A 24688-nucleotide genomic window follows, 5' to 3' on the forward strand; every position below is an offset into this window, starting at 1 on the left:
GTGGCCGTGCGGTGTGGTGCCCCAGGCAAGAGTCGAACTTGCGACCTTTCGCTTAGGAGGCGGCTGCTCTATCCACTGAGCTACTGGGGCGTGACGCCGGGACCCTCCGACGTCAGGGGACATCTTGGCACGAGCGCGGAACTGTCCGTGCGCGGCCCGGGAACCGCGGGGCGGCCTGCCGCGTCACACCTGCATGACGACCTCGCACCCGACCTCGCGCCCCACTGCCGCTCCCAGGACCCGCCGCCGCGGACCGCTGCTGGCCGCCGGCAGCGTGCTCGCCGTCGGGGGCGTCTTCGGCGCCGGCGTGCTCGTCGGGCAGCACGACGCACCTCCCTCACCCGCCCCGCCCCACTCCGCGTCCCCCGCCTCGGACCCGTTCCGCCTCGCCAACGCCGACCTGGCACCCGTCGACTCCTGCGAGGAGCTGCTCGCCTCCTACCAGGAACGAGCCCTGGAGGTCGTCGGACCGTGGGGCTGGGAGGGCGGGTGGCACCACCCCCTGCTGCGCAGCCCCATCGCCGAGCTGGCCGGCCCCCAGGCGACGGCCGGCCGCGCGGACGCCGCGGCACCCACGCCCCGGGCGGCGACCTCGAGCGCGACCGGCACCAACGTGCAGGAGGAGGGCGTCGACGAGCCCGACACCGTCAAGACCGACGGCAGCCTGCTGCTGCGGGTGCGCGACGGCGACCTCGTCATCCATGACGTCACCGGCACCGCGCCCCGCGAGCTCTCCCGCACCGTCCTGCCCGAGATGGAGCAGCCCGAGGTCCTGCTGGTCGGCGACACCGTCGTGGCACTGGGCACCACCTCCCCACCGGACTCCCTCCGCGACGAGGTGGACACGCCCGCCACGCGCGTGGTCACGCTCGACGTCTCCGACCCGGTCGCCCCCGAGGTGGTCTCCGAGACCGTGTACGACGCCACGTTGGTGACGGCCCGTCAGCACGGCGACGTGGTCAGGGTGGTGGTGCGCAACGACCTGCCCGACCTCGACTTCCGTCACCCCGACGACGACCGGGACGCGAGGACGGCCCAGCGTCACAACGAGGATCAGGTGCGCGCGAGCACGCTGGCCGACTGGCTGCCCTCGTTCGTCGACGAGGCCGACGGAGAGGCCGAGCAGGCCGTGGCCTGCGCCGACGTGGCCGTGCCCGGAGCGACGAGCCCCCTCGGCACCCTGACCACGGTGACCTTCCACGCCGACGACGCGCGGGAGCGTACGACCGTGGCGGTCGCCGCGGCCACGGACGTCGCCTACTTCTCACCCGACCGCCTGCACCTCGCCACCGCGCCGATGATGAGCGGCTGGGGTTGGCGCCGGCCCTCCGACGGCAGGTTCGCGCCCGACCCCGACGAGGGGCGCAGCCACCTCTACTCCTTCGCCCTCGAAGGCACCGACACCGCCTTCGTCGCCTCGGGTCGGGTCGACGGCTCCGTGCGCGACCGCTGGTCGATGGACTCGGTCGACGGCGTGCTGCGGGTGGCCGTGGGTGCCACGACGGCCACCGGAAACTTCAACTCGGTCGTCACCTTCGCCGAGGACGACGGACGACTGGTCGAGCGCGGGCGCGTCGACCGTCTCGGCGTCAACGAGGAGATCAAGGCCGTGCGGTGGTTCGACGACCTCGCCTTCGTGGTGACCTTCCGTCAGGTCGACCCGCTCTACGCCGTCGACCTCTCCGACCCCACAGACCCCACGCTCCTGGGCGAGCTCAAGATCCCGGGCTTCTCCGAATATCTGCACCCCGTGGGGCCGCACCGCCTCATCGGCATCGGGCAGGACGCCAGCCGGTCCGGAGCGCTGCGGGGCGCCCAGGCCGCGCTCTTCCTCGTCACCGACCTGGCCCGCCCGCGTCGCCTCGACACCGTCACCTATCCCGAGGGCACGCAGGCGGGCGCCGGCACCGACCCGCGCCAGTTCACGTGGTTGCCCGAGCGACGCACGGCCCTGACCGTGGTCACCGACGGCTGGGTGGGGCGTACGGCCTGGGTCTCCGCCCTCCGGTTGGCCGGCGGACGCCTGCACGAGACGCGCACCGAGGTGGCCCACGGCCACGACGTCGGCGACGTGCGACTGGTGCCGTTGCCGTCGGGCGACGTGGTGCTCGTGGCCGGTGACTCGGTGGAGTTCTTCGACGTAGATTGACCACATGTGCCGCAACATCCGCCCGCTCAACAACTTCGAGCCGCCGGCGACCGACGGTGAGGTCGCCGCGGCGGCGTTGCAGTACGTCCGCAAGGTCGCCGGCACGACGCAGCCCTCGCTCGCCAACCGCGAGGCGTTCGACGCCGCGGTCGCCGAGGTCACCGTCGCCACCCGTCGCCTGCTCGACTCCCTGGTCACCACTGCCCCGCCGAAGGACCGCGAGGTGGAGGCCGCGAAGGCCCGGGCCCGCGCCGAGGCCCGCTACGCCCGATGACCCTCGTGACGACACCGGACGCCGGGGCCGCCCTCGGACCTGCGCTCGACCTGGTCGCCGACCGGCCGCTGGTCGTGCTGACCGGCGCCGGGCTCTCCACCGACTCCGGCATCCCCGACTACCGGGGGCCCGGCTCGGTGCCCCGCACCCCGATGACCTGGGCCGAGTTCGTCGCCACCCCCGAGGCGCGCCGTCACTACTGGGCGCGCAGCCACGTGGGCTGGAGCCGGATGGGCGCCGCCGAGCCCAACGCGGGCCACCGCGCGCTGGCGGCGCTCGACCCTGAGCTGCTGATCACCCAGAACGTCGACGGCCTGCACGAGGCGGCCGGCACCCGTCGCGTCGTGGCGCTGCACGGCCGGGTCAGCCAGGTCATCTGCCTGGCCTGCGCCACCGTGATGTCGCGCGCGGCGGTGCAGCGCATGCTCGAGGCCGCCAACCCCGGGTGGGCCGAGGCGCACGCCGACGTGGCGACTCGGCCCGACGGTGACGTCGAGCTGGCCGAGACGGCCGACTTCACCGTGCCGGGCTGCCCGCTCTGCGACGGTCCGATCAAGCCCCACGTGGTCTTCTTCGGCGAGAACGTGCCGAAGAACCGGGTGGAGCGCTGCTACGCCGCCGTCGACGCACTGCCGGAGGCCGACGGTGTCCTGCTGGTGGTGGGCACGTCGCTGAGCGTGATGAGCGGGCTGCGCTTCGTCAAGCGGGCCACGCGCCAGGGCACGCCGGTGGTGCTCGTCAACCGCGGTGCGACCCGCGGCGACGACCTCGCCACGGTGCGGCTCGACGCCGGGTGCAGCGAGTTCCTGACCGCGCTGGCGGCGCTGCGGGCAGGTCAGACCGAGCGTACGAAGATGTGGTCGGCCGACTCGTAGTCGATCTCGGCCGCCTCGCCGCCCGAGCCCACCATCACGCCCTCGGCGGTGGCGACGATCTTGACCGTCTTGTCCGGCACGGCGCCGACGCGGCGCAGGGTCGCCATCAGCTCCTCGTCCTTCTGCATCTCTTCGGAGATGCGCCGCACGTGCACCCGCGCGGCGTCGAAGGTCGCGACCTTCGACAGCGGGGCCACGCCGTGCATGAACGACTCGTTGCTGGGCGACTGGCCCAGCTCCTCCAGCCCGGGGATCGGGTTGCCGTAGGGCGACTCGGTGGGGTTGTCGAGCAGCTCGATGAGCCGACGCTCCACGGTCTCGGAGATCACGTGCTCCCAGCGGCAGGCCTCGGCGTGCACCAGCTCCCAGTCGAGGCCGATCACGTCGGTGAGCAGGCGCTCGGCGAGGCGGTGCTTGCGCATCACCCGGGTGGCGAGGCGCAGGCCTTCCTCGGTCAGCTCGAGGTGACGGTCGCCCTCCACGGTGAGCAGCCCGTCGCGCTCCATGCGGGCCACCGTCTGCGACACCGTCGGCCCGCTCTGGTGCAGGCGCTCCGCGATCCGGGCCCGCAGCGGGACGATCCCCTCCTCCACGAGCTCGAAGATCGTGCGGAGGTACATCTCGGTGGTGTCGATGAGGTCGCTCACGCCAGCCATTGTGTCCCATCCGGGCCAAGGAGTGGCACGCTGGCCGCATGAGCACCCTGATCGTTCCCTCGCGCTACTGCGGCCCCCCGAGGTCGGGCAACGGCGGGTGGACCGCCGGGGAGCTGGCCGCCCACGTCGAGCACGGCTGCCCCACCGACCGCGCGGACGCCTGGCCTCCGGTGCGCGTACGCCTCCGGCAGCCCCCGCCGCTCGACGTGACGATGACGGTGACCGACGTCCAAGGCACCACGACCCTGCTCCACGACGGTGCCGTGGTCGCCGAGGCGGTGCCCTCGGTCGACGAGCTGCTGCCCGTGGCGCCGGTGGGTCAGGACGCCGCCCACGCCGCCGAGGCGACCTACGCCGGGGCGGCGCAGCACCCCTTCCCCACCTGCTTCGCCTGCGGCCCCGAGCGGGAGGAGGGCGACGGCCTGCGGATCTTCCCCGGCGAGGTCGACCCCGTCGAGGGGCGCCGGCGCGTCGCCGCGACGTGGACGCCGCACCCGAGCCTCAGCGAGGACTGGCACGTCTACGGCCAGGCCGGTCGCCACGTGGCGCTGCCCGTCACCTGGGCCGCGCTCGACTGCGTCGGCGGCTGGGCCGAGGACCTGCTCGGCCGTCCCATGGTGCTGGGCCAGATGACCGCCCGGGTCGACGCCCTGCCCGAGGTCGGTGAGACCCACGTCGTCGTCGGCGAGCACCGCGGCTCCGAGGGACGCAAGACCTTCACGGCCTCCACGCTGTACGCCCCCGGCGGCGCCGTCGTGGCCCTCGCCGAGCACGTGTGGGTCGCGGTCGACCCAGAGCGGTTCGGCTGACGGATCAGGCGTCGGTGCCCGACTCCTCGATCTCCTCGAGGGCGAGGTTGTAGCGCCCCAGGTCGCGCACGAACGCGGCCAGGCTCTCGTCGTCCCATCCGCCGAGGCGCTCCTTGAGGCGGGCGCGGCGCACGTGGACGAGGTGGCGCATCCGCTCCAGGGCGTCGGGGGTGGGCGCGAGCAGCGTCGCGCGCCGGTCGTCGGGGTCGGAGCGGCGCTCGACGAGGTCGAGGTCGACCAGGTGCTGCACCGTCCGGCTCACCGCACCCTTGTCGAGGTCGAAGCAGCCGGCCACCTCCGAGGCGCGCACCGAGCCCCGCTCACAGATGAGTCCGAGGACGATGTAGGAGGTCGGCACCAGCTCGGGGTGCACGAGGGTGGCGCGCACCGCCATCACCCGCCGGGCCCGGCGCATGAGCACGCCGACCTCGCGCTCGAGGGTCTCCAGCACGCGGTCGCGTCCGGCTTGGTCGTCGGGGTCCACGTCACCCATCGTGCCCCACCGGCTCCGCGTCCGCGTCAACGTGGGGCCTCTCGTCGGCCCGCTGCACGGTGTGGCGCAGCGGCACCTCCTGGATGAAGAGCACGCAGACCAGCGTGAGCACCGCGAAGGGCACGGTCAGCGCGAAGACCGAGGCGATGGCGTCACCGTAGGCGTTCTCGAAGACGAGACGGACAGGGGTCGGCAGGGTGGCGAGGTCGGGCACCGACTGCGAGTCGCTGCCGCCGCCCAGGGCCATGCCGAGCCGCTGCAGGCCCGCGCGCACGGAGTCGGAGACCTGGTGGGCCAGCACCGCGCCCAGGGCCGCGACGCCCGCCGAACCACCGATGGAGCGGAAGAACGCGACGAGCGAGGAGGCCGCACCGATGTCGGCGAACGCGGTGTTGTTCTGGACCGCCAGCACCAGGTTCTGCTGGATCGCCCCGACGCCGAGGCCCAGGACGAGCATGAAGAGACCGACCTGCACGAGCCAGGTCTCCCGGTCGATGGTGCCGAGCAGGCCGAGCCCGACGATGACGAGCACTGCGCCACCGACGAGGTAGCGCTTCCACTTCCCGGTGTCGGAGATCAGGCGCCCCGAGACGATGCCGGCGACCATGGTGCCGAGCACCATGCAGATGCTCATCAGGCCGGCGGTGGTGGGGCTCATCCCCCGGGCGAGCTGGAAGTACTGGCTGAGGTAGACGCCGGAGCCGAACATCGCGATGCCGACCGAGACCGAGGCAAGGGTGGCCAGGGAGGTGGTGCGGTCGCGGAAGAGGCGCAGCGGGATCAGCGGGTCGACGGCCACCTTCGCCTCCCACCAGACGGCGACGAGCGTGACCACGACCGCGGAGACCACGAGGACAAGGCTGATGGTCGAGGTCCAGGCGAACTGGTTGCCGGCCAGGGAGATCCACACCAGCAGCAACGAGACGCCCAGCATCACCAGGAACGCACCGACGTAGTCGATGGAGACCTGCTTGCGGGGGCGCTGCGGCAGCTTCAGGGTGCGCTGGAGGAGCAGCCAGCCGGCGACCGCGAAGGGCAGGCTCACCCAGAAGCACCAGCGCCACCCGAGGGTGTCGACCACGAGACCACCGATGAGCGGTCCGCCGACCGTCGCGACGGCGAAGACCGAGCCGAGGTAGCCGGCGTAGCGGCCGCGCTCGCGCGGCGACACGATGCTGGCGATCACGACCTGCACGAGCGCCATCAGGCCACCGATGCCGAGACCCTGGATGACGCGCGCCCCGATGAGCATCTCCATCGAGGTGGAGAAGCCGGCGACCAGGGAGCCGACGGCGAAGATCGTCAGCGCGGTCTGGGTGAGGACCTTCTGGTTGAAGAGGTCGGCCAGCTTGCCCCAGACCGGCGTGGTCGCGGTCATCGCGAGCAGGGTGCCGACCACGACCCAGGTGTAGCCCGTCTGGCTGCCGCCGAGGTCGGCCACGATCGGGGGCAACGCGGTGTTGACGATCGTCGAGGCGACCATCGCGGCGAACATCGACAGCAGCAGGCCGGAGAGCGCCTGCAGGATCTGCTGGTGGGTCATCGGTGCGCCGGGCGAGGCCGACGGTGCCGAGTCGACCGCTGGGGCGGACGGGGAGGTGGAGGTGCTCACAAAGACTCTTTCGCGGGGACGACGTGTGGTCGAGCGGCGACCCGGGAATGACCCAATGGTTGCCGCGCGCAACCATACGCCTGATCGTTGACTCTGGCAACCAACGGCGGCGGCACGACCACGTCGAAAGGGGACCTCTTGGAGTCCCTCCGGACCGGGCTTCGGCTTGCTTCCCCGTGACACGGGTCCAGGCTCGCTGGTCGGCGGCCCCCGTCCTCAGTCGGTGGCAGCCGCGGCGAACTGGGCGGCGGCGAGTCGGGCGTACGCCCCCTTCGCGGCCAGGAGCTCGGCGTGCGAGCCCTGCTCCACGATGCGGCCCTCCTCCATCACCAGGATCAGGTCGGCGTCGCGGATCGTGCTGAGCCGGTGGGCGATCACGAAGGAGGTGCGGTCGGCCCGCAGCGCCCCCATGGCCTGCTGCAGCAGGAGCTCGGTGCGGGTGTCGACCGAGCTGGTCGCCTCGTCGAGGATCAGCAGCGCCGGGTCGGTCAGGAAGGCGCGCGCGATCGTGACGAGCTGGCGCTCACCCGCCGAGAGGTTCGACCCCTCCTCGTCGACGACCGTGTCGTAGCCGTCGGGCAGCGAGTGCACGAAGCGGTCGACGAAGGTGGCCCGCGCCGCCTCCAGCACCTCCTCGCGGGTGGCGTCGGGCCGGCCGTAGGCGATGTTCTCCGCGATCGTGCCGCGGAAGAGCCACGTGTCCTGCAGCACCATGCCGATCCGGGCGCGCAGCTGTGCGCGGGGCACCGTGGCGATGTCGACGCCGTCGAGGGTGATGCGTCCGCCGGTGACCTCGTAGTAGCGCATCACCAGGTTGACCAGCGTGGTCTTGCCCGCTCCGGTCGGACCCACGATGGCGACCGTCTGCCCCGGGCGCGCCACCAACGACAGGTCACGGATCAGCTCGCGCTCCGGGTCGTAGGAGAACGACACGCCCTCGAACCGGACCTCGCCCGCACCGTCGTCGACGAGCGCACCCGAGGCGGACTCCACCTCCTCCGGGCCGTCGAGCAGCTCGAAGACCCGCTCGGCGGAGGCGACCCCCGACTGCAGGAGGTTGGCCATGGACGCCAGCTGGGAGACGGGCTGGTTGAACTGGCGGGTGTACTGGATGAACGCCTGCACCTCTCCGATGGAGAGCGCACCGCTGGTCACCCGCAGGCCGCCGACGACCGCGACCACGACGTAGGCCAGGTTTCCGACCAGCATCGTGACCGGCATGATCAGCCCGGAGACGAACTGTGCTGACCAGGCGGCGGAGTGCAGCTCGTCGTTGACCTCGGCGAAGCGGGCGCGGTCGGCGTCGCGGTGGCCGAAGACCCGCACAAGCGTGTGGCCGGTGAACGACTCCTCGACGTGGGCGTTGAGCCGACCGGTCTCGCGCCACTGGGCGATGAAGAGCTGCTGCGAACGCTTCATCACCGCCGACGTGGCCAGCATCGTCACCGGCACCGACACGACGGCGACCAGGGCGAGCAGCGGTGAGATCCACAGCATCATCGCCAGCATGCCGAGCACCGTGAAGAGGGCGGTCAGCACCTGGCTCAGCGTCTGCTGCAGCGACTGGGCGAGGTTGTCGATGTCGTTGGTGGCGCGGCTCAGGATCTCGCCGCGGGGCTGCCGGTCGAAGTAGCCGAGCGGAAGCCGGTGCACCTTCTCCTCCACGTCGCTGCGCAGGCCCCGCACGGTCTGCTGGACCACGTCGTTGACCACGAAGCCGGCGAGCCACGAGACCAGGGCAGCGACGACGTAGAGCGCCAGCACCCCGAGCAGCACGCTGCCGACGGCGTCGAAGTCGACGCCCTGCCCGGGCACGACGTCCATCCCGCCGACCATGTCGGCCACCTCGTCGTCACCGCGCTCACGCAACCACCGCACGGCCTCCTCGCGGGTCATCCCCTCGGGCAGGCGCCGACCGATCAACCCGGCGAAGACGAGGTCGGTGGCGTGGCCGAGGATGCGAGGGCCCACCGAGGTGAGGGCCACGCTGACCACGATGAGCGCGAGCACCAGGCTCGTGCGCAGCCGCTGCGGGCGCAGCAGGCCCAGCACGCGCCGGCCCGAGGACCAGAAGTCCTCCGCCTTCTGCCCGACCATGCCGGCGCCGGGGCCGTGCCCCCCGCGCACGATGCGCTCGGTCTGCTTGAGGTCGCGGGACCCACCGGGGCTCGCGGAGGCAGGCTGACCGCTCATGCCGCCTCCGTCCCGGTGGCCTGCGAGGCGACGATCTCCGCGTAGGTGGCACACGAGGTGAGCAGCTCGTCGTGCGTGCCCTCACCGACCACCCGGCCGTCGTCGAGCACCACGATCCGGTCGGCGTCGCGGATGGAGGCCACCCGCTGCGCGACCACCACCACCGTGGCGTCCCGGGTGATGGGGGCGAGGGCAGCACGCAGGCGCGCGTCGGTGGCCATGTCGAGGGCCGAGAACGCGTCGTCGAAGAGGTAGATCGCCGGGCGGCGGACCACCGCACGCGCGATGGCGAGCCGTTGCCGCTGACCGCCGCTGAGGTTGGTGCCGCCCTGGGCAATGGTCGCCTGCAGCCCCCCGGGCATCTGCTCGACGAAGTCACGCGCCTGCGCGACCTCCAGCGCGGCCCACATCTCCTCCTCGGTCGCGTCCGGCCGGCCGTGACGCAGGTTGTCGGCGACCGTGCCGGAGAAGAGGAACGCCTTCTGGGGCACCAGCCCCAGGTGGGCCCACAGCGTCTCGAGGTCGAGCTCGCGCACGTCGACACCCCCGACCCGCACCGCACCGTCGGTGGCGTCGAAGAGCCGGGGCACGAGGTTGACGAGTGTCGACTTGCCCGAGCCGGTCGAGCCGACCACCGCGACCGTCTCGCCGGGTCGCGCCGTGAGGCTGACCCGGTGCAGCACCGGGGCCTCCGCCCCCGGGTAGGCGTAGGTGACGTCGACCAGGTCGAGGTGACCGGGGGCCGGCAGCTGCGTCACCCCGTCGGTGGGTGGCACGACCGACGACTCGGTGTCGAGCACCTCGCCGATCCGGTCGGCGCAGACCGCCGCCCGCGGCACCATGATGAGCATGAAGGTCGCCATCATCACCGACATCACGATCTGCATGACGTAGGAGATGTAGGCGGTGATGGCCCCGACCTCCATCGCCCCGGCCTCGACCCGCTGCCCGCCGAACCAGATCACGCCGACGGTGGCCACGTTGGAGACGACCATGACCGTGGGGAACATCGCCGCCATCCACCGCCCGGCGGTCACCGCCACCGAGGTGAGCGCGTCGTTGGCGACGTCGAACCGGGCGACCTCGTGACGCTCCCGCACGAAGGCGCGCACCACGCGTACGCCCGTGACCTGCTCGCGCAGCAGGCGGTTGACCTCGTCGATGCGCACCTGCATGCGGCGGAAGCTGGGCACCATCTGCGACACGATCGTGCCGATCGCGAGCGCCATCACCGGGACGACCACCGCCACGAGCCACGCCAGGCCGACGTCCTCGCGCAGCGCCATCACCACCCCGCCGACCATCATGATCGGCGCGGAGACGGCCATGGTGCCGAACATCAGCACCACCATCTGCACCTGCTGCACGTCGTTGGTCTGGCGGGTGATGAGCGACGGCGCGCCGAACTGCTGCACCTCACGCGCGGAGAACTCCCCCACCCGTGCATAGATCGACGCCCGCAGGTCACGACCGAAGCCCATCGCCATCCGCGCCGCGAACCAGACCGCGACGACCGCGCAGAGGGCCTGGCCGAGCGTGACGGCGAGCATCACCCCGCCCAGGCGCCAGATCAGGCCGATGTCTCCGGTGACCACGCCGTCGTCGATGATCCGGGCGTTGACCGAGGGCAGGTAGAGCAGGGCCAGCGTGGAGGCGAACTGCAGCGCCACGATGGCCAGCAGGTGCCCGCGGTAGGGACGGACGTACTCCCTCGCCAGGCCCAGCAACCGCCTCACGGAGCCAACCGCTCCCGGAGCCAGGAGTCACCCTCGCGGCGGAAGCGCAACCGGTCGTGCATCCGCCCGGGGCGGCCCTGCCAGAACTCGAAGGCCTCCGGCCGCAGGCGGTAACCACCCCAGGTCGGGGGCACCGGCACCTCACGGTCGGCGAACTGCGCCTCGTACTCGGCGTACGTCTGCTCGAGCGCCGCGCGCGACTCCACCACCTGCGACTGTCGCGACGCCCACGCCCCGATCTGGGCCCCGCGTGGCCGCAGGCGGAAGTAGCCCTCGACCTCGTCCGTCGGCAACGCCGCCGCCACCGCCTCGACGCGCACCTGCCGCTCGATCGGGTGCCAGGGGAAGACGACCGCACACGCGGGGTTGGCTGACAGGTCGGCGCCCTTGTGGGAGGCATGGTTGGTGAAGAAGACCAGCCCGCGCTCGTCGAACCCCTTGAGCAGCACGGTCCGGGAGGAGACCCGCCGGTCGGTGGAGACGGTGGAGACGACCATGGCGTTGGGCTCGTGCAGCCCGGAAGCGAGCGCCTCGTCCAACCAGCGGCGGAAGAGCAGCCAGGGATCGCTGCCCGCGTCGTCCTCGACCAGGCCCGCGTCGGCGTACTCGTGGCGCAGCCGCGCCAGGTCATGCTGCTCGTGCTCCGGCATCAGTCGCTCCTCCGCCACTCGCCCTGCGCGTCAGGGCTCCCCTGCAGTCTCCTCCACGACCACGGGGTCCCGCAGCCGGCCGTCACTCACCGTGGCACCGGCCGCCGACAACGTCGAGGGCAGCCGCACCGCGGAGGCCGCCGCCAGCAGAGCCACGGCCCCCAGCACGACCCACACCGCCACTTCACCACGCGCCAGCAACCAGGTGAAGACCACCGGCGTCACGGCGCCGGTGACTCCCCAGCTGAGCTGGGTCAGCCCCAGGTAACGTCCGCGCAGGTGCGCGGGCGCCGCCTCGGCCGCCGTCGCGTTGAGCACCGGTCCTCCGATGAGCTCGCCGAGCGTGTAGACGGCGGCCCCCAGCAGGACAGCCACCACCGCGACCACCAGCGGAAGGAGCCCGACAGCGACGAAGACGACGTAGCTGGCCACGAACACCAGGTGGGCCAACGCGATCATCCGAGCCCGCTGGCGACCGGTCATCCAGCGCACCACCAGGCCCTGCCCCAGCCCGACCATCAAGGTGTTGAGGGTGAAGAGCACGCCGACCGTCCAACCGGGAAGGTCCAACGTCTCGGCCACGTAGACCGGCAGCGCGTAGTTGAGCACCATCATGCCGACCGCGAACGCGAACTGGATCCCCACCAGCCGCAGGTAGGGACGGTCGCGCAGCACCACGCCCCAGCCGCCCGGCGGCGGCTCGTGGTCGAGGGCGGGCCGGTGGTCGGGCACGCCCAGCAGCAGGACGAAGGCACCCACGAAGGTCATCGCGTTGACGGCGACGATGGTCCGCAACGACGCCTCGGTGCCCACCTGCAGCGCCAGCCCGGCCACCAGGCCGCCCAGGGCGTACCCCAGGTTGCGCACCGCCTGCAGGAACCCGAACCAGGTCTCCCGCTCACCGGGCCGCGAGATCGCCACCACGACCGGACCGAAGGCGCCCCAGAACGACTGGCGCCCCACGTTGAGCAGGATCGACCAGGCGGCGACCTCGACGAACGAGTCGGCCCACAGGTAGGCGGCCATCCCGACGGCCTGCAGGAGGTTGCCCGCGAGCATCACCCGGCGCGGCCCGAGGGCGTCGACGAGCGAGCCGATCACGAAGCTCACCGGGATGGTGACCAGCGCCGAGACCGAGAGCGCCCCACCGACCTGCACCAGCGTGAGGTCGGTCGTCGCGAGGAAGTAGAGCAGCGTGATCGGCATGAAGAGGCCGCTGCCCACCGTGTCGGCGACGATCGCGGAGACGAGACGCCGGTGCTCGCCCACGTGGGGGAAGCCCAACCTGCTCAGCACCCGACCCACTCCCCGACCACGCCTCGAATCCGCCCCCCGGACTGTGCCACAGCTGCCTGCGGCGTCGCGACGGGTTTTCCCCGACGTCGTCCGGGTCACGACTCCCCACCGTGTGAGGCGCGACCCGAAGGGGCACAATGGCGGGTGGCCCTCCCCCACGGGCCCGACCCACCACCGACGAAGGAGTCGCACTCCCATGACCGAGGTACACCACGGACTCGAAGGAATCGTTGCGTTCGAGACGCAGATCGCCGAGCCGGACAAGGAAGGCTCGGCGCTGCGCTACCGCGGTGTCGACATCGAGGACATCGTCGGCCGCGTGCCGTTCGAGAACATCTGGGGTCTGCTCATCGACGGCTCCTACTCCCCCGGTCTCCCTGCCGCCGAGCCCTACAACCTTCCGGTGCACACCGGCGACGTGCGCGTCGACATCCAGGCCGCCATTGCGATGCTCGCGCCGGCCTTCGGATTCGGCCAGACCTACGACATCACCGACGAGCAGGCTCGCGACGACCTCGCCCGGGTCGCCGTCATGGTGCTCTCGTACGCCGCCCAGTCGGCGCGCGGCCTCGACCAGCCGGTCGTGCCGCAGAAGGTCGTCGACGAGGGCAAGACCCTCGCCGAGAAGTTCCTGATCCGCTGGAAGGGCGAGGCCGACCCCAAGCACGTCAAGGCCATCGACGCCTACTGGTCGTCGGCTGCCGAGCACGGCATGAACGCCTCCACCTTCACCGCTCGCGTCATCACCTCCACCGGCGCCGACGTGGCCGCGGCCTTCTCCGGTGCCGTCGGTGCGATGTCGGGCCCGCTGCACGGCGGCGCCCCCTCCCGCGTGCTCGGCATGATCGAGGACGTCGAGAAGACCGGCGACGCCGAGGCGTACGTCAAGAAGCTGCTCGACAGCGGCGAGCGCCTCATGGGCTTCGGCCACCGCGTCTACCGCGCCGAGGACCCCCGCGCCCGCGTACTGCGCCGCACCGCCCGCGAGCTTGACGCCCCGCGCTACGAGGTCGCCGAGGCCCTGGAGAAGGCCGCCCTCTCGGAGCTGCGCGCCCGCCGCCCCGACCGCGTGCTGGAGACCAACGTGGAGTTCTGGGCGGCCATCGTCCTCGACTTCGCCGAGGTGCCGGCGAACATGTTCACCTCGATGTTCACCTGCGCCCGCACCGGTGGCTGGTCGGCGCACATCCTCGAGCAGAAGAAGACCGGCCGCCTGATCCGCCCCTCGGCGATCTACACCGGGCCGGCCTCCCGCGCCGCCTCCGAGGTCGAGGGTTGGAACCCCGACTGGGGCAACTGAGCACCTCCGGCTTCCGGCCCCGTCGTCACGCTCGTGACGGCGGGGCCGTTTCCGTCCCCCGGGGGCCGGGTACGGGTCGGGGGCGTCACCCTTTCCCCACGAGCCCGAGGAGGCACCCCATGACCGAGTCACCCGACAGCGAGGTCTACGGCGAGTACAGCGTCGACGACGAGGACCAGCCGCAGGGCGACGGCGACAGCCTGGTCGACAACCGCGGTCTCCAGGAGCCCCTCGACGAGGGCTACTCCCCGCCGGAGAAGTGGTCGGCCGCCCAGGGCTACGGCAACACGCCCCGCGAGGAGGCCGAGGGCGAGTCCCTCGACCAGCGTCTGCGTCAGGAGGAGCCCGAGCCCGACCCCTACGCGGAGGCGGCCCAGCTCGAGGACGTGGAGAACATCGACGACGGGGAGGTCGGGGACACCCGCGCCGGTCGCCTGGTCGACCCCGACCGCGGCATCGGTGAGGACACGGAGAAGGACCTGGTCGGCGACGACGTCGGCATCGACGGCGCCGGCGCGAGCGCCGAGGAAGCCGCGATGCACATCATCGAGGAGTAGGACCCCCGGACGCGCGGTCAGTCGGAGGGCTGGGCCAGGTACCAGCTGAGCTTGCCCTTCGCGGCCTTGCGGGTGATCGACACGTGCACGTGGTCGCGGTGCCGCAGCGTCTTGGAGCACTTCTTCACCCGTGTGCACGAGGAGGAGAGGTAGGGCCGCGGCCGGAAGCCGTTGTAGGAGCTCCACATCCGGTCGTTCCAGATGACGTACATGATGCCCATCCGGCGGGCCAGCGCGTGCTCGTTGCCGTCGGCGTCGGTGGCGAAGAGGTCGTCGAGCCAGGCACGCGCGAGCTTGCGCTCGCGCTTCTTCGTCGCGTCGAGCATCCAGTCGAAGGCCCGCGACTCCTTGTGCTCGGACTGGCCCCCCGAGGTGCACCGACGGAAGATCCCGCCACGCCCGCCCCCGCGCTGCACGAGGTGGTCGGCCAGCAACAGGATCCCGGGCCTGGCCTTGCGCAGGCACTTGGTCTGCGGCTGGTAGGGCGCGTAGTCCTCGACGGGCTGGGCGTAGGCCGTGTCGTCGGCCCCTGCGGGGGACGACCAGCCGGTGCCGAGCAGGCCCGTGAGCAGCAGGAGGACGACGAGTGCGGCGAGCCGGGGGCGCCGGGCATGGTCGGAGAGGGGGTTCACGATCAAGTCCTGGGGGGTCCGAGAGGTGGTGCACCACCACCGTCGCACGACACGACACGCCGGACAGCGAAATGCTTGATTTGGTGCGCCGGATGCGCCCAGCGTTGCTCCCGCCACGCCGAACGGTCGCTCAGACGAACTCCTTGGCATAGCACCGCGCCAAGGGCGACCACTGGTAGTGGCCGAACCCGGGCACCTCTCGGTAGCCCTCGGAGAGGTACAGCGCGATCGCCTCGGGCTGGCGCAGCCCGGTCTCCAGCACCGACGCCGCAGCCCCCGCGGCGCGCGCGTCGGCCTCCACCGCGGCCAGCATCGCCCGCGCCAATCCGCGTCGGCGCAGCTCGGGCACCACGTACATCCGCTTCAGCTCCACCGCCGGCCCCGCGCGTACGCCCTCGGGCACCGCGTGCCAACGCCACGCGGCGGTGGCCACCGGCGTCTCGTCGAGGTAGCCGACCAGGAAGGCACCCCGGCCACCGACGAACTCGTCGTCCTCCATGGGTGCGGAGTCCGGGTCGCCGTAGAGCACCGCGTACTCGTCCTGCACCCGCTCCACCAGGTGCGCCGCATCGGGGTGGGCGAGGGTCCGCCGCTCGATGCGCCAGCCGGGGGTGACCGGAGTCATGGGAAGATCCGTTCCATCGAAGTGCCGTCCGGGTCAGACTAGGCAAAAGCTGCTGACAGCGACGTCAGGACTCCGTCCGGCACCCTGCCGAGGACCGATGAGAAAGGATGTCCGGTGACCAGCACCGACACCGTCAAGATCCCTGCCGAGCTCCTTCCCGCCGACGGCCGCTTCGGTGCGGGCCCGTCGAAGATCTCCACCAGTGCGCTCGACGCGCTGGCCGCCACGGGCACCTCGCTCATGGGCACCTCCCACCGCCAGGCCCCCGTGAAGAACACCGTGGGCCGCGTGCGCGACGGGTTGGCCACCCTCTTCAACCTGCCCGAGGGCTACGAGATCGTGCTCGGCAACGGCGGCGCGACCGCCTTCTGGGACATCGCCGCCTTCGGACTGATCCGCACCAAGTCGCAGCACCTGAGCTTCGGGGAGTTCTCCTCGAAGTTCGGCACCTCGGCCAAGAAGGCTCCGTGGCTCGCCGAGCCCACGATCATCACCTCCGAGCCCGGCTCGCGCCCCGACGCGGTGGCCGAGGAGGGTGTCGACGCCTACGCGTGGGCCCACAACGAGACCTCCACCGCGGTGATGGCGCCGGTCGTGCGGCCTGCGGGCATCGACGACGACGCGCTCGTCCTCATCGACGCGACCTCCGGTGCCGGCGGCCTGCCGGTCGACCTCAACGAGGTCGACGCCTACTACTTCGCGCCGCAGAAGTGCTTCGCCTCCGACGGCGGACTGTGGATCGCGGCCATGAGCCCGCGTGCCCTGGCCCGCGCCGAGGAGATCGCCGGAGGCGACCGTTACATCCCGCCGTTCTTCTCGCTGCCGACCGCGATCGACAACTCGAAGAAGAACCAGACCTACAACACCCCGTCGGTCGCGACGCTCTTCCTGATGGCCGAGCAGCTCGACTGGATGAACGCCAACGGTGGCCTCGCCGGGATGGTGCAGCGCACCACGGCCTCCTCCGACGCGCTCTACGGCTGGGCCGAGAAGACGTCCTACACGACGCCCTACGTCGCCGACCCGACCCACCGCTCGCTGGTGATCGGCACCATCGACTTCGACGACGCCATCGACGCCGCCGCTGTCGCCAAGGTGCTGCGCGCCAACGGCATCGTCGACACCGAGCCCTACCGCAAGCTCGGCCGCAACCAGCTGCGCATCGCGATGTATCCCGCGGTCGACCCCTCCGACGTGGAGAAGCTCACCCAGGCGATCGACCACGTGGTCGGCCAGCTCAGCTGACCCGCCCTCACGCACCAACCAGAATGGCTCCAGATCCTCGGATCTGGAGCCATTTCGGTTGGTGCGTGGTCAGAGGCGGGCGACCCAGCGGGACCAGACACCCTGCCACCAGGCGCGCACCGGGTCCCGCTCGTGGCGTACGACCTCGGGCAGCGCCACCCGCAGCACGTCGCGGTTGCTGCCCTCGGTGCTGATGAGCACCTCCCCCTCGGGCAGCACGGTCAGGCCCTCGCCCTGCGGCTGGGGCGGCAGCTCGAAGGTGTCGACCACCTCCCACTCCGGGTAGGTCAGCACGAACCCGTGCGTGTAGCCGCGCAGCAGCACGTGGTCACCCGACGGCAGGAACGCTCCGTCGGTCACCAGGGCGGGCGCGAGCCCGACCTGCCGCAACGGATCAACGCGCCCGGAGCCTCGCGCCCCGGAGCCAGCGTCGGGCACCTGCCAGACCTGGCCGCCCAGCAGGCCCTTGCTCACCACGAAGAGCTCACCGGTGCCGGGGTGGGCGAGCAACGCCTCCGCGTCCCGTCGCCGGTCGGGGTAACGCACCTCGCGCCGCTCCACCTCGCCCTCCTCGCCCTCCTCGCCCGCCACGCGGTCGCCGGGCCCCACCGGCACGCGGGTCAGCACGAGGCTGCGGCGCATCCGCGCGTTGTCGCCGATGTCGGCCACCCAGACGTGCCCGTCACCGGCCGGAGCGAGGGCCTCCACGTCGCTGGGGTCGGGCTCGAAGGTGGTGACACCGACGGTCTCCCCCGACTCCGGGTCGAGCGTGAAGACCCGCCCGGTGTCCCCGCTGTCGTTGACGGTGACGATCCAGCGACGACCGTCGACGTCGGCCCACGCCAGACCGGACGACTCCACGATCTCGGGGTCGGCGACCCGGAAGGCGACCTCGGAGTCGGCCGGCTCCGGCGCCGCGGCGCCGGCGGTGAGTCCGGGGTGGACCGTCGACGCCGCTGCACTCACCACCGTCAGCGCGACGAGGGTGGGAGCGGCCTCACTCCACCTGACGGAGCGCTTCACCGTCGCCACCGACCCGCTCGTCGAGCAGCTCGGCCAACCGCGGGCTGATGCCCCACGTCGTCACGAGCTCCTCGTACTCCTTGCGCACGCCGCCGCCCTTCACCTTGCCGCCGGTCCGGGTCGCGCGCAGCAGCGTGTTGCGAGGCGTGTGGGCGGACTCGACGAACTCCACGACGTCGACCTTGTAACCCTCCAGCCGCAGCAGGGAGGCGCGCAGGGCGTCGGTGAGGGTGTCAGCGAAGCGCTCCCGCAGGATGCCGTGGCGCGTGAGCGCGGCGTACGGGGCCGGCGTCCTGGCCTTGCGCAGCTGGGCAGCGATGTCGTGGTGGCAGCAGGGCGCGGCGAGCACCAGCGAGGCGCCCCACTCGACGGCGCGGTGCAGCGCCTCGTCGGTGGCGGTGTCGCAGGCGTGCAACGCCAGCACGACGTCGGGCGCGGGATCGAGCACCGCGTCGGCGATCGAGCCCACGACGAAGTCGGCGTCGATCCCGAGCTCCGCAGCCACGCCCGAGTTGTGGTCGGCCGACTGCTGCTTCACGTCGACGCCGGTGACGTGGACGGGCAGCTTGCGTACGTGGGTGAGGTAGCGCTGGGCGGCGAAGGTCAGGTAGGCGTTGCCGCAGCCGAGGTCCACGATCCGCAGCGGGTCGGCCTTGGAGGGCTGACGCAGCGCCTTCTTCCTGATGGCGTCGCTGATCGAGGCGTCGAGCAGGCGGAGGAACTCCTCCACCTGGCGATACTTCGCCTGCCGGCTCGGCTTGACCTTGCCCTCGGCCGTGGAGATGCCGACGGCCACGAGCACCGGGTCGTCCTCGGGCAGCAACCGCTCCTTGGCCTGGTCGTGGCTGCGCTCCACCTCGACCGGCTCGGTGCGGGCGGTGACGTTGACCATCGCCTCCAGCTTCTTCGTCACCCGCACCTGCATCTGCTCGGTGGCGGTCTCGACGTGCCAGTTGCCGAACGGCTCATCGAGCAGCGCGTCGACCACCTCGCGCAGGTCACCGTCGGCAGCGTGGTTGGAGGTGTGCGCCTGGGTCTCGTCGTAGCGCACGACCTGGAGGTGGCGTCCGGCCTTGAGGTCGACCCACCGGAGCTCGACGCGCTTCCACGCGGGCGTCTCACCCTTGCGTCGACCGGAGGCGACGGCACGGACGAGGGTGGTGTCGTCGAGGAGCGCGGTGCGCACCCGCATCAGGGCCCGCAGGAGCGGCTCAGCTGCCATGGCCGCGCCTCACTTCCCGAAGATCGCGGCGAGGACGGCGACCAGGATGAGCGCTCCCAACGCGACGGGGATGACGAGGCGGCGCTGCCGAGGGTTCATCCCTCGATCCTAGGCCGCACGGCCACGAAGTGGGTCATCGTCCAGCGCTCTTCCGGCCCGAGCGGGTGACCCTGCCTAGACTCGGCGACCGTGACCTCGCGCCTCGTTCAGATCGACGGGTGGCTGCGGCCTCCCCGCGGGAGCCGGCTCACGGCGCAGGCCGCCGCCTCCGTGCTGCGGCAGGCGGGTGTGCCCGGAGCGGTCGGGGCCCCGGACTCCCGGGGCGTCCTCCCGGTGGCACTGCTGGCCGAGGGGTGGACCCCCTCGCGAGTCCCCGGCAGCTCCCGGCTGCTCGTCGAAGCCCTCGGTGAGGCGACGACGGCCAGCGGCATCGGGGTCATGCTGGAGGACGGCGTCTTCATCGGTGACGACCTGCCGGAGATCGACGACCCGTCCGTCCCCGAGACGCCGGACGACGGTCCGCCGGACGTCCTGCTCGGACGCCTCGACCCCGAGATGCTGCCCCTCCTCGCCCACCACGTCGGCTCCCCGCTGCGGTGGGAGCAGCTCGAGGACGGCGTCGTGCTGGTGCAGCTCGAGGAGCGCGGAGCCCAGCTCCAGGAGGAGGCGTTCCTGCGCCCCGAGCTGCCGGTCGTCGCCCTGACCACCCTCCGCGGCCAGCGCTACTGCAGCGTGCTCCTGAAGCGCGGCCTGCTCCCCGGCCACCTGCTGACTCGCCAGCAGCCGTGGGTGCCGACGTACGGCCCCGAGGTCGCCCACCCCGGGCTGCGCGCGGCACTCCCCGCGCTCGACGAGCTCCACCTCACTCCCGACGAGACGGTGAGGTCGCTCGTCGACTCCGTCCTCCTGCCCGGGTGTGAGGAGTCCGCGCTGCGCGCGGCCCTGGCCAGCCCCGGCGACGACGCGTGGTCCGCCCGCGTCCTCGCGGCCCTCGGTCTGCCGACCGTCGCCGCGGACGTTCACGAGGGTCGGGCGGTCGTCGCGGGGACGTACGTGACGCCCCAGAAGGCGCTGCCCACGCTCACGCAGGCCGTCGGCCGGTCCATCCCCCGCACGGCTGACGAGATGCGGCAGCACGGTCGCGGGGGCCGCCTGGTCGCGGCCAGCCTCACCCGTCCGGCGCTGGCCCTGCTGTGGATCCTGCCCCAGCTCCTCCTCGCCCTGGCCCTGACCCTGTGGGTGGCCGGTGCCGACCCGCGCGCGTGGTGGCACTGGCTCCTCGCCCTCGTCGCCCTGGCGGCCTGGTTCGGGGCGGTCACCGACACCGTCACGATGGTGCGCGCCCTGGTCCGACGCCGGCGACCCTCAGACCCGCCTCGCTAGGCTCGAACCATGAGCGCCACCTCCGCCGACGTGACCCTGCGCCCCCTGCTCGGCTGGATCCACCCGGCCGACGGAGAGGCGGTCGACCCGGCCGCGGTGCTGGCCCACCTGCGTCGCCACGGCATCGTCGGTTCGGTGCAGTCCGGCGCGATCGGGGTCGACGAGCCGTGCACGCTGGTGGTGCTCGTCGACGACGTCGAACGCGTCCAGGTGGTGCGCGACGGCAGGGTCGGCGCCGGCGCCCCGGTGACGAGCTTCGCCCCGGCGCTGGGGCGTGAGCTGGAGGTCGAGGTGCTCCTGGGTGACGAGTTCTACGGCGACGTCGACGCCGGCGGCGAGGACACCCCGGAGCTGCCCGACGTGGCGCTGTGCCGCGTCGTGGACTCCGCACTGCCGCTGCTCGCCCACACCCTCGGCCCGCTGGACGCCAGCGTCGTCGACAGGTGGACGATCCTCCGCTTCGAGGAGGAGTGGGTCGACGTCGAGCAGCACGGGTGGCTGGGCGGAGACCTGCCGCTGCTGGTGCTGCGACGAAACGGGCGCTCGCGCGAGATCCAGGTCGTCACCCGGTGGAACGACTCCTCCGGCCACGCCCTGACCCGCGAGCCCGACCTGATGCCCGCCTTCACCGAGATGGAGGGCCCGGCGATGGCGGCCCTCACCAACCCCCACCTCGCCGCCGACTCCGACCTGCGGGCCGTGCTCGCCCACCCGCGCTTCCGCCACCTCGACCTGCTCGAGGTCGCCTCGGTCCTGCAGAGCGCGATGGACGACGGGTGGTCGGCCCGCGTCCTCACCGCGCTCGGGTTGCCGTCCCTGGCCGCCGACGTGCACGAGGGGCGGGCGGAGCTGCCCGACCCGACCCACGTCGGGGCCACGTCGCTCGGCCGCTCGCTCGTCGACACGGTCCTGCGCTACTACGACGCCCCGCACGAGGAGGTCCGGCGCCGTACGCCCTACGGCAAGCTATACGACCGGGTGCAGCGCCACCCGGTCGCGGCGGGCGCGATGATCACCACCGAGGTCGCCGCGTCGGTAGCGGCGCTGGCCGCAGGCGTACGCCCCGGGCGCGGCACCGCGGCCCGCACCGCGCTGCTGTCGGCAGGGGTGGTCGGACTGCTCGACGCCACCATGGGCGCGGTGCTCGCCACCCGGCGCTTCCGCCGTCGCCGCCTCACCGCCTGACGGGTCATTGGGGGCCGGTGGCCGGCAGCAGCAGCTGGGCCAGGTGGAGCACCTCGCGCCCGGTCAGGTCGGCGACCTGGCTGCGGCACGACAGTCCGTCGGCCAGCACCACCGCGTCGGGGTGCGCGCGCAGGGCCGGCAGCAGGTGGGTCTCCGCGACCGCCACGGAGACGTCGTGGTGCCCTGCCTCCATGCCGAAGTTGCCGGCCAACCCGCAGCACCCGCCCACCACGACGACGTCGGCGCCGGTGCGGCGCAGCAGCGCCTCGTCACGCGCCCAGCCGCCCACCGAACGCTGGTGGCAGTGCGGCTGGGCGACCACCGTGGTCCCGGTGAGGTCGGGCAGCGCCACCTCGACGCCCTGGTCAGCCAGCCGTTCGAGCAGCTCGGCCAGCGTCACGGTCGTCGCAGCCACCGCCCGCGCCGCGGCCCGGTCACTCGCCAGACGCAGGGCGTCGCTGCGGAGGGTCGCCAGGCACGACGGCTCCAGCCCCAGCACCGGCGCCCCGGTCGCGACGTAGGGCGCCAGCACCGCGACCAGGTCGTCGACGCTGCGCGCCGCGGCGTCGAGCTGGCCGGTGGAGACCAGCGGCAGGCCGCAGCAGGCCCGCGCACCCACGACCTCGGCCCGCACGCCCGCCGACGCCAGCAGCTGCTGCACCGCCCGCCCCGACTCGGGCAGGAAGTGGTCGGTGAAGGTGTCCGCCCAGATCCACACGTCCGGCGCGGTGTCCGGTCGTACGCCCGCAGGCCGCAGCCGGGTGGGTGCGGGGCGCGGCAGCGCACGGCGCGGATCCACGCCGGCGGCCCGCTTGGCCAGCCCGGCCAGACGACCGTCACCACCCGCGAGCGGCAGCAACCGCCGCAGCGGCGACTCGAGCAGCTGCGGCAGTCGCCCCAGGGTGTGGTGGCTGCGCGGCCGGGCCAACCAGCCCCGCAGCCCCTGATGCCGCACATGCAGCACCTCGGCCTTCATCGCGGCCATGTCGACCCCCGTCGGACACTCCGTCGAGCAGGCCTTGCAGGCCAGGCAGAGGTCGAGGGCGTCGGCCACCGCGTCGCCGTCGAGCGTGACCACCCCGTCGGCGTCGAGCGCCTCCTGCAGCACCCGGGCCCGCCCGCGGGTGGAGTCCTTCTCCGCCCGCGTCGCCTGCCACGACGGGCACATCACGCCGGGCGTGTGGGCCGAGACGCACTTGCCCACCCCCGTGCAGCGGTGCGCGTCATCGGCGAGGTCGTCGAGCAGCCGGACGCCGGCGATCGTGCGCACCGGCCGGGCGGGTCGCAGGTCAGCGTCGAGCGGCGCCGGGTCGACGAGCACGCCGGGGTTGAGCAGCCCGTCGGGGTCAGCGGCCGCCTTGACGGCGCCGAAGAGCGCCAGCGACCGCTCGTCGTACATGAGCGGCAGCAGCTCCGAACGGGCCCGACCGTCACCGTGCTCGCCCGACAGCGACCCGCCGTGGGCGACCAGCGCCGTCGCGCACTCGCGCAGGAACGTCTTGAACCGCGCCGGACCGTCGGAGAAGTCGAAGTCGATGCGCACGTGCACGCAGCCGTCACCGAAGTGGCCGTAGGGCACGCCGTCGAGTCCGTGGTCGACGAGCAGCCGGTCGAAGTCGCGCAGCCACGCGCCCAGCCGCTCGGGCGGCACCGCCGCGTCCTCCCAGCCGGCGTGGGCGGGGCGGGTCAACGAGCGGGCGGCCAGACCGGCGCCGTCCTCCCGGATCCGCCACAGACGCGCCTGCGCGACCGGGTCGACGACGACCTCCGCGTCGAGCGCCCCCGCCGCCGCGACCACGGCCCGGGCCCGCTCGCCCGCGACACCCGGGTCGTCGCCGGTCACCTCGGCGAAGAGCCAGCCCTCCCCGCGCGGCAGGGCCGGCGGCGCGGTCACCAGCCGCACGATGCGGGCGTCCAACCCCTCGCAGGCCACCAGGCCGTCGAGACCGAGCAACCCCGGCACCGCGTCGGCGGCCTCGACCATCGAGGCGTAGCCGAGCACGACGAGGTGGCGCACCGGGGCGTCGCGCACGAGGCGTAGGGTCGCGGCCTCCACGACGGCGAGCGTGCCCTCCGAGCCGACCAGCGCCCGCTCGGGTCGCAGCCGCTCGGGCAGCAGGTGCTCCAACGCATAGCCGCTGACCTGACGGGAGAAGCGGCCGAAGGTGGTGCGCACGTTCCCGAGGTCGGCGGCGACCACGTCGGCCAGCGCGCCGGCGACCCCGTCGACGACCCCCGGCGCGACGTGCTGACGCGCCCCGTCGCCCCACAGCACGTCGAGCGCCTCCACGTTGTCGCTCGTACGCCCGTAGCCCAGCGCTCGGGAGCCGCACGCGTTGTTGCCGACCATGCCGCCGACCGTGCAGCGGGTGTGCGTCGACGGGTCAGGACCGAAGCGCCAGCCGGCCGCCACCGCCCGGGTCTGCAGTGCGGCGTGCACCACACCGGGCTCGACCACGGCGGTGCCGGCCTCGGCGTCGAAGGCGCGGACGCGGGTCAGGTGGCGCGAGGTGTCGACGACGATCCCCGGCCCGACCGCGTTGCCGGCGATCGACGTGCCGGCCCCGCGCATCGTGAGCGGGGTGCCGCTGGCGCGCGCGACCTCGAGCACCGCGGACAGCTCGTCGGTGTGCCGCGGGCGCACCACGACCTGCGGCAGCACCCGGTAGAGCGAGGCGTCGCTGGCGTGGAGCGTGCGGTCGAGGTCGCTCGCCCCGACGTCGTCGACGCCGGCGGCCCGCAGCGCGGCGACCAGGTCGACGGCGCGGGTCAC

Annotated in this window: 21 protein-coding genes and 1 tRNA gene; 9 read left to right on the forward strand and 13 right to left on the reverse strand. The window is 72.6% G+C overall.

Annotation, left to right across the window (positions count from 1 at the left end):
* Nucleotides 1-14: 14 nt before the first annotated feature.
* Nucleotides 15-90, reverse strand: a tRNA-Arg gene (locus IEQ44_RS11910).
* Nucleotides 91-124: 34 nt separating this feature from the next.
* Between IEQ44_RS11910 and IEQ44_RS11915 the strand changes: the two genes are divergently transcribed.
* From IEQ44_RS11915 to IEQ44_RS11925, 3 genes are read left to right on the forward strand one after another with little or no spacing between them, the layout of a single operon-like run.
* Complete coding sequence (locus IEQ44_RS11915) at nt 125-2149, forward strand: beta-propeller domain-containing protein (RefSeq protein ID WP_193638686.1); 2025 nt, start codon at nt 125-127, stop codon at nt 2147-2149.
* A gap of 4 nt (nt 2150-2153) precedes the next feature.
* A complete protein-coding gene (locus IEQ44_RS11920) occupies nt 2154-2423 on the forward strand; it encodes a DUF2277 domain-containing protein (protein WP_193638687.1) in 270 nt (89 codons plus the stop codon).
* Nucleotides 2420-3298, forward strand: a complete 879-nt coding sequence (locus tag IEQ44_RS11925; RefSeq protein ID WP_193638688.1) for an NAD-dependent protein deacetylase — start codon at nt 2420-2422, stop codon at nt 3296-3298. The genes IEQ44_RS11920 and IEQ44_RS11925 overlap by 4 nt, the downstream gene beginning before the upstream one ends.
* Here the strand turns inward: IEQ44_RS11925 and IEQ44_RS11930 are convergent.
* Entirely contained in the window at nt 3259-3945 is a 687-nt protein-coding gene (locus IEQ44_RS11930) for an iron-dependent transcriptional repressor DtxR (protein ID WP_193638689.1), read from the reverse strand. The two genes, IEQ44_RS11925 and IEQ44_RS11930, sit on opposite strands and share 40 nt — an antisense overlap.
* A gap of 47 nt (nt 3946-3992) precedes the next feature.
* Between IEQ44_RS11930 and IEQ44_RS11935 the strand changes: the two genes are divergently transcribed.
* Nucleotides 3993-4763, forward strand: coding sequence for a hypothetical protein (locus tag IEQ44_RS11935; RefSeq protein WP_193638690.1), 771 nt, complete (start codon nt 3993-3995; stop codon nt 4761-4763).
* Nucleotides 4764-4767: 4 nt separating this feature from the next.
* Here the strand turns inward: IEQ44_RS11935 and IEQ44_RS11940 are convergent, their stop codons facing one another.
* The 6 genes from IEQ44_RS11940 to IEQ44_RS11965 all read right to left on the reverse strand — a co-directional run bounded on the left by IEQ44_RS11940 (nt 4768) and on the right by IEQ44_RS11965 (nt 12743).
* The gene (locus IEQ44_RS11940; RefSeq protein ID WP_193638691.1) at nt 4768-5256 is read right to left on the reverse strand and encodes a MarR family winged helix-turn-helix transcriptional regulator; all 489 of its coding nucleotides are present in this window, start codon (nt 5254-5256) and stop codon (nt 4768-4770) included.
* On the reverse strand, nt 5249-6868 hold the full coding sequence (locus IEQ44_RS11945; protein ID WP_319804640.1) for an MDR family MFS transporter: 1620 nt from the start codon (nt 6866-6868) through the stop codon (nt 5249-5251). The genes IEQ44_RS11940 and IEQ44_RS11945 overlap by 8 nt, the downstream gene beginning before the upstream one ends.
* Nucleotides 6869-7084: 216 nt before the next feature.
* Nucleotides 7085-9061, reverse strand: a complete 1977-nt coding sequence (locus IEQ44_RS11950) for an ABC transporter ATP-binding protein (RefSeq protein WP_193638692.1) — start codon at nt 9059-9061, stop codon at nt 7085-7087.
* A complete protein-coding gene (locus IEQ44_RS11955) occupies nt 9058-10797 on the reverse strand; it encodes an ABC transporter ATP-binding protein (protein ID WP_319804641.1) in 1740 nt (579 codons plus the stop codon). Before IEQ44_RS11955 ends, IEQ44_RS11950 begins: the two co-directional genes overlap by 4 nt.
* Complete coding sequence (gene pdxH, locus IEQ44_RS11960; RefSeq protein ID WP_193638693.1) at nt 10794-11447, reverse strand: pyridoxamine 5'-phosphate oxidase; 654 nt, start codon at nt 11445-11447, stop codon at nt 10794-10796. The genes IEQ44_RS11955 and pdxH overlap by 4 nt, the downstream gene beginning before the upstream one ends.
* 30 nt (nt 11448-11477) lie before the next feature.
* Nucleotides 11478-12743: an MFS transporter gene (locus IEQ44_RS11965; protein WP_319804642.1), complete on the reverse strand. Its 1266-nt coding sequence runs from the start codon at nt 12741-12743 to the stop codon at nt 11478-11480.
* Nucleotides 12744-12939: 196 nt separating this feature from the next.
* Here IEQ44_RS11965 and IEQ44_RS11970 point away from each other — a divergent pair, with 196 nt between their 5' ends.
* Both IEQ44_RS11970 and IEQ44_RS11975 read left to right on the forward strand, forming a co-directional pair.
* A complete protein-coding gene (locus IEQ44_RS11970) occupies nt 12940-14043 on the forward strand; it encodes a citrate synthase 2 (RefSeq protein ID WP_193638694.1) in 1104 nt (367 codons plus the stop codon).
* A gap of 119 nt (nt 14044-14162) precedes the next feature.
* Nucleotides 14163-14600 carry a DUF5709 domain-containing protein gene (locus tag IEQ44_RS11975; RefSeq protein WP_193638695.1) on the forward strand — a complete coding sequence of 146 codons (438 nt, stop codon included), beginning with the start codon at nt 14163-14165 and terminating at the stop codon, nt 14598-14600.
* A 17-nt stretch (nt 14601-14617) separates the two neighbouring features.
* On the opposite strand, the gene IEQ44_RS11980 is transcribed toward IEQ44_RS11975, so the two are convergent.
* Nucleotides 14618-15232 (reverse strand): VldE C-terminal domain-containing protein, encoded by a 615-nt coding sequence (locus tag IEQ44_RS11980; RefSeq protein ID WP_193638696.1) that lies wholly within the window; start codon nt 15230-15232, stop codon nt 14618-14620.
* Between the two features lie 130 nt (nt 15233-15362).
* Entirely contained in the window at nt 15363-15857 is a 495-nt protein-coding gene (locus tag IEQ44_RS11985) for a GNAT family N-acetyltransferase (RefSeq protein WP_193638697.1), read from the reverse strand.
* 114 nt (nt 15858-15971) lie between these two features.
* Here IEQ44_RS11985 and serC point away from each other — a divergent pair, with 114 nt between their 5' ends.
* The gene (gene serC / locus IEQ44_RS11990) at nt 15972-17102 is read left to right on the forward strand and encodes a phosphoserine transaminase (RefSeq protein ID WP_193638698.1); all 1131 of its coding nucleotides are present in this window, start codon (nt 15972-15974) and stop codon (nt 17100-17102) included.
* Between the two features lie 69 nt (nt 17103-17171).
* On the opposite strand, the gene IEQ44_RS11995 is transcribed toward serC, so the two are convergent.
* Nucleotides 17172-18134, reverse strand: coding sequence for an esterase-like activity of phytase family protein (locus tag IEQ44_RS11995; RefSeq protein ID WP_193638699.1), 963 nt, complete (start codon nt 18132-18134; stop codon nt 17172-17174).
* Entirely contained in the window at nt 18100-19347 is a 1248-nt protein-coding gene (locus IEQ44_RS12000) for a class I SAM-dependent methyltransferase (RefSeq protein ID WP_193638700.1), read from the reverse strand. Before IEQ44_RS12000 ends, IEQ44_RS11995 begins: the two co-directional genes overlap by 35 nt.
* Before the next feature lie 189 nt (nt 19348-19536).
* Here IEQ44_RS12000 and IEQ44_RS12005 point away from each other — a divergent pair, with 189 nt between their 5' ends.
* A complete protein-coding gene (locus tag IEQ44_RS12005) occupies nt 19537-20730 on the forward strand; it encodes a hypothetical protein (protein ID WP_193638701.1) in 1194 nt (397 codons plus the stop codon).
* A 9-nt stretch (nt 20731-20739) separates the two neighbouring features.
* Nucleotides 20740-21915 (forward strand): hypothetical protein, encoded by a 1176-nt coding sequence (locus IEQ44_RS12010; RefSeq protein WP_193638702.1) that lies wholly within the window; start codon nt 20740-20742, stop codon nt 21913-21915.
* 4 nt (nt 21916-21919) lie between these two features.
* Here the strand turns inward: IEQ44_RS12010 and IEQ44_RS12015 are convergent, their stop codons facing one another.
* Nucleotides 21920-24688, reverse strand: a complete 2769-nt coding sequence (locus tag IEQ44_RS12015) for an FAD-binding and (Fe-S)-binding domain-containing protein (RefSeq protein WP_193638703.1) — start codon at nt 24686-24688, stop codon at nt 21920-21922.

It is taken from the genome of Nocardioides malaquae (assembly GCF_015070385.1).
Classification (GTDB): Bacteria; Actinomycetota; Actinomycetes; order Propionibacteriales; family Nocardioidaceae; genus Nocardioides; species Nocardioides malaquae.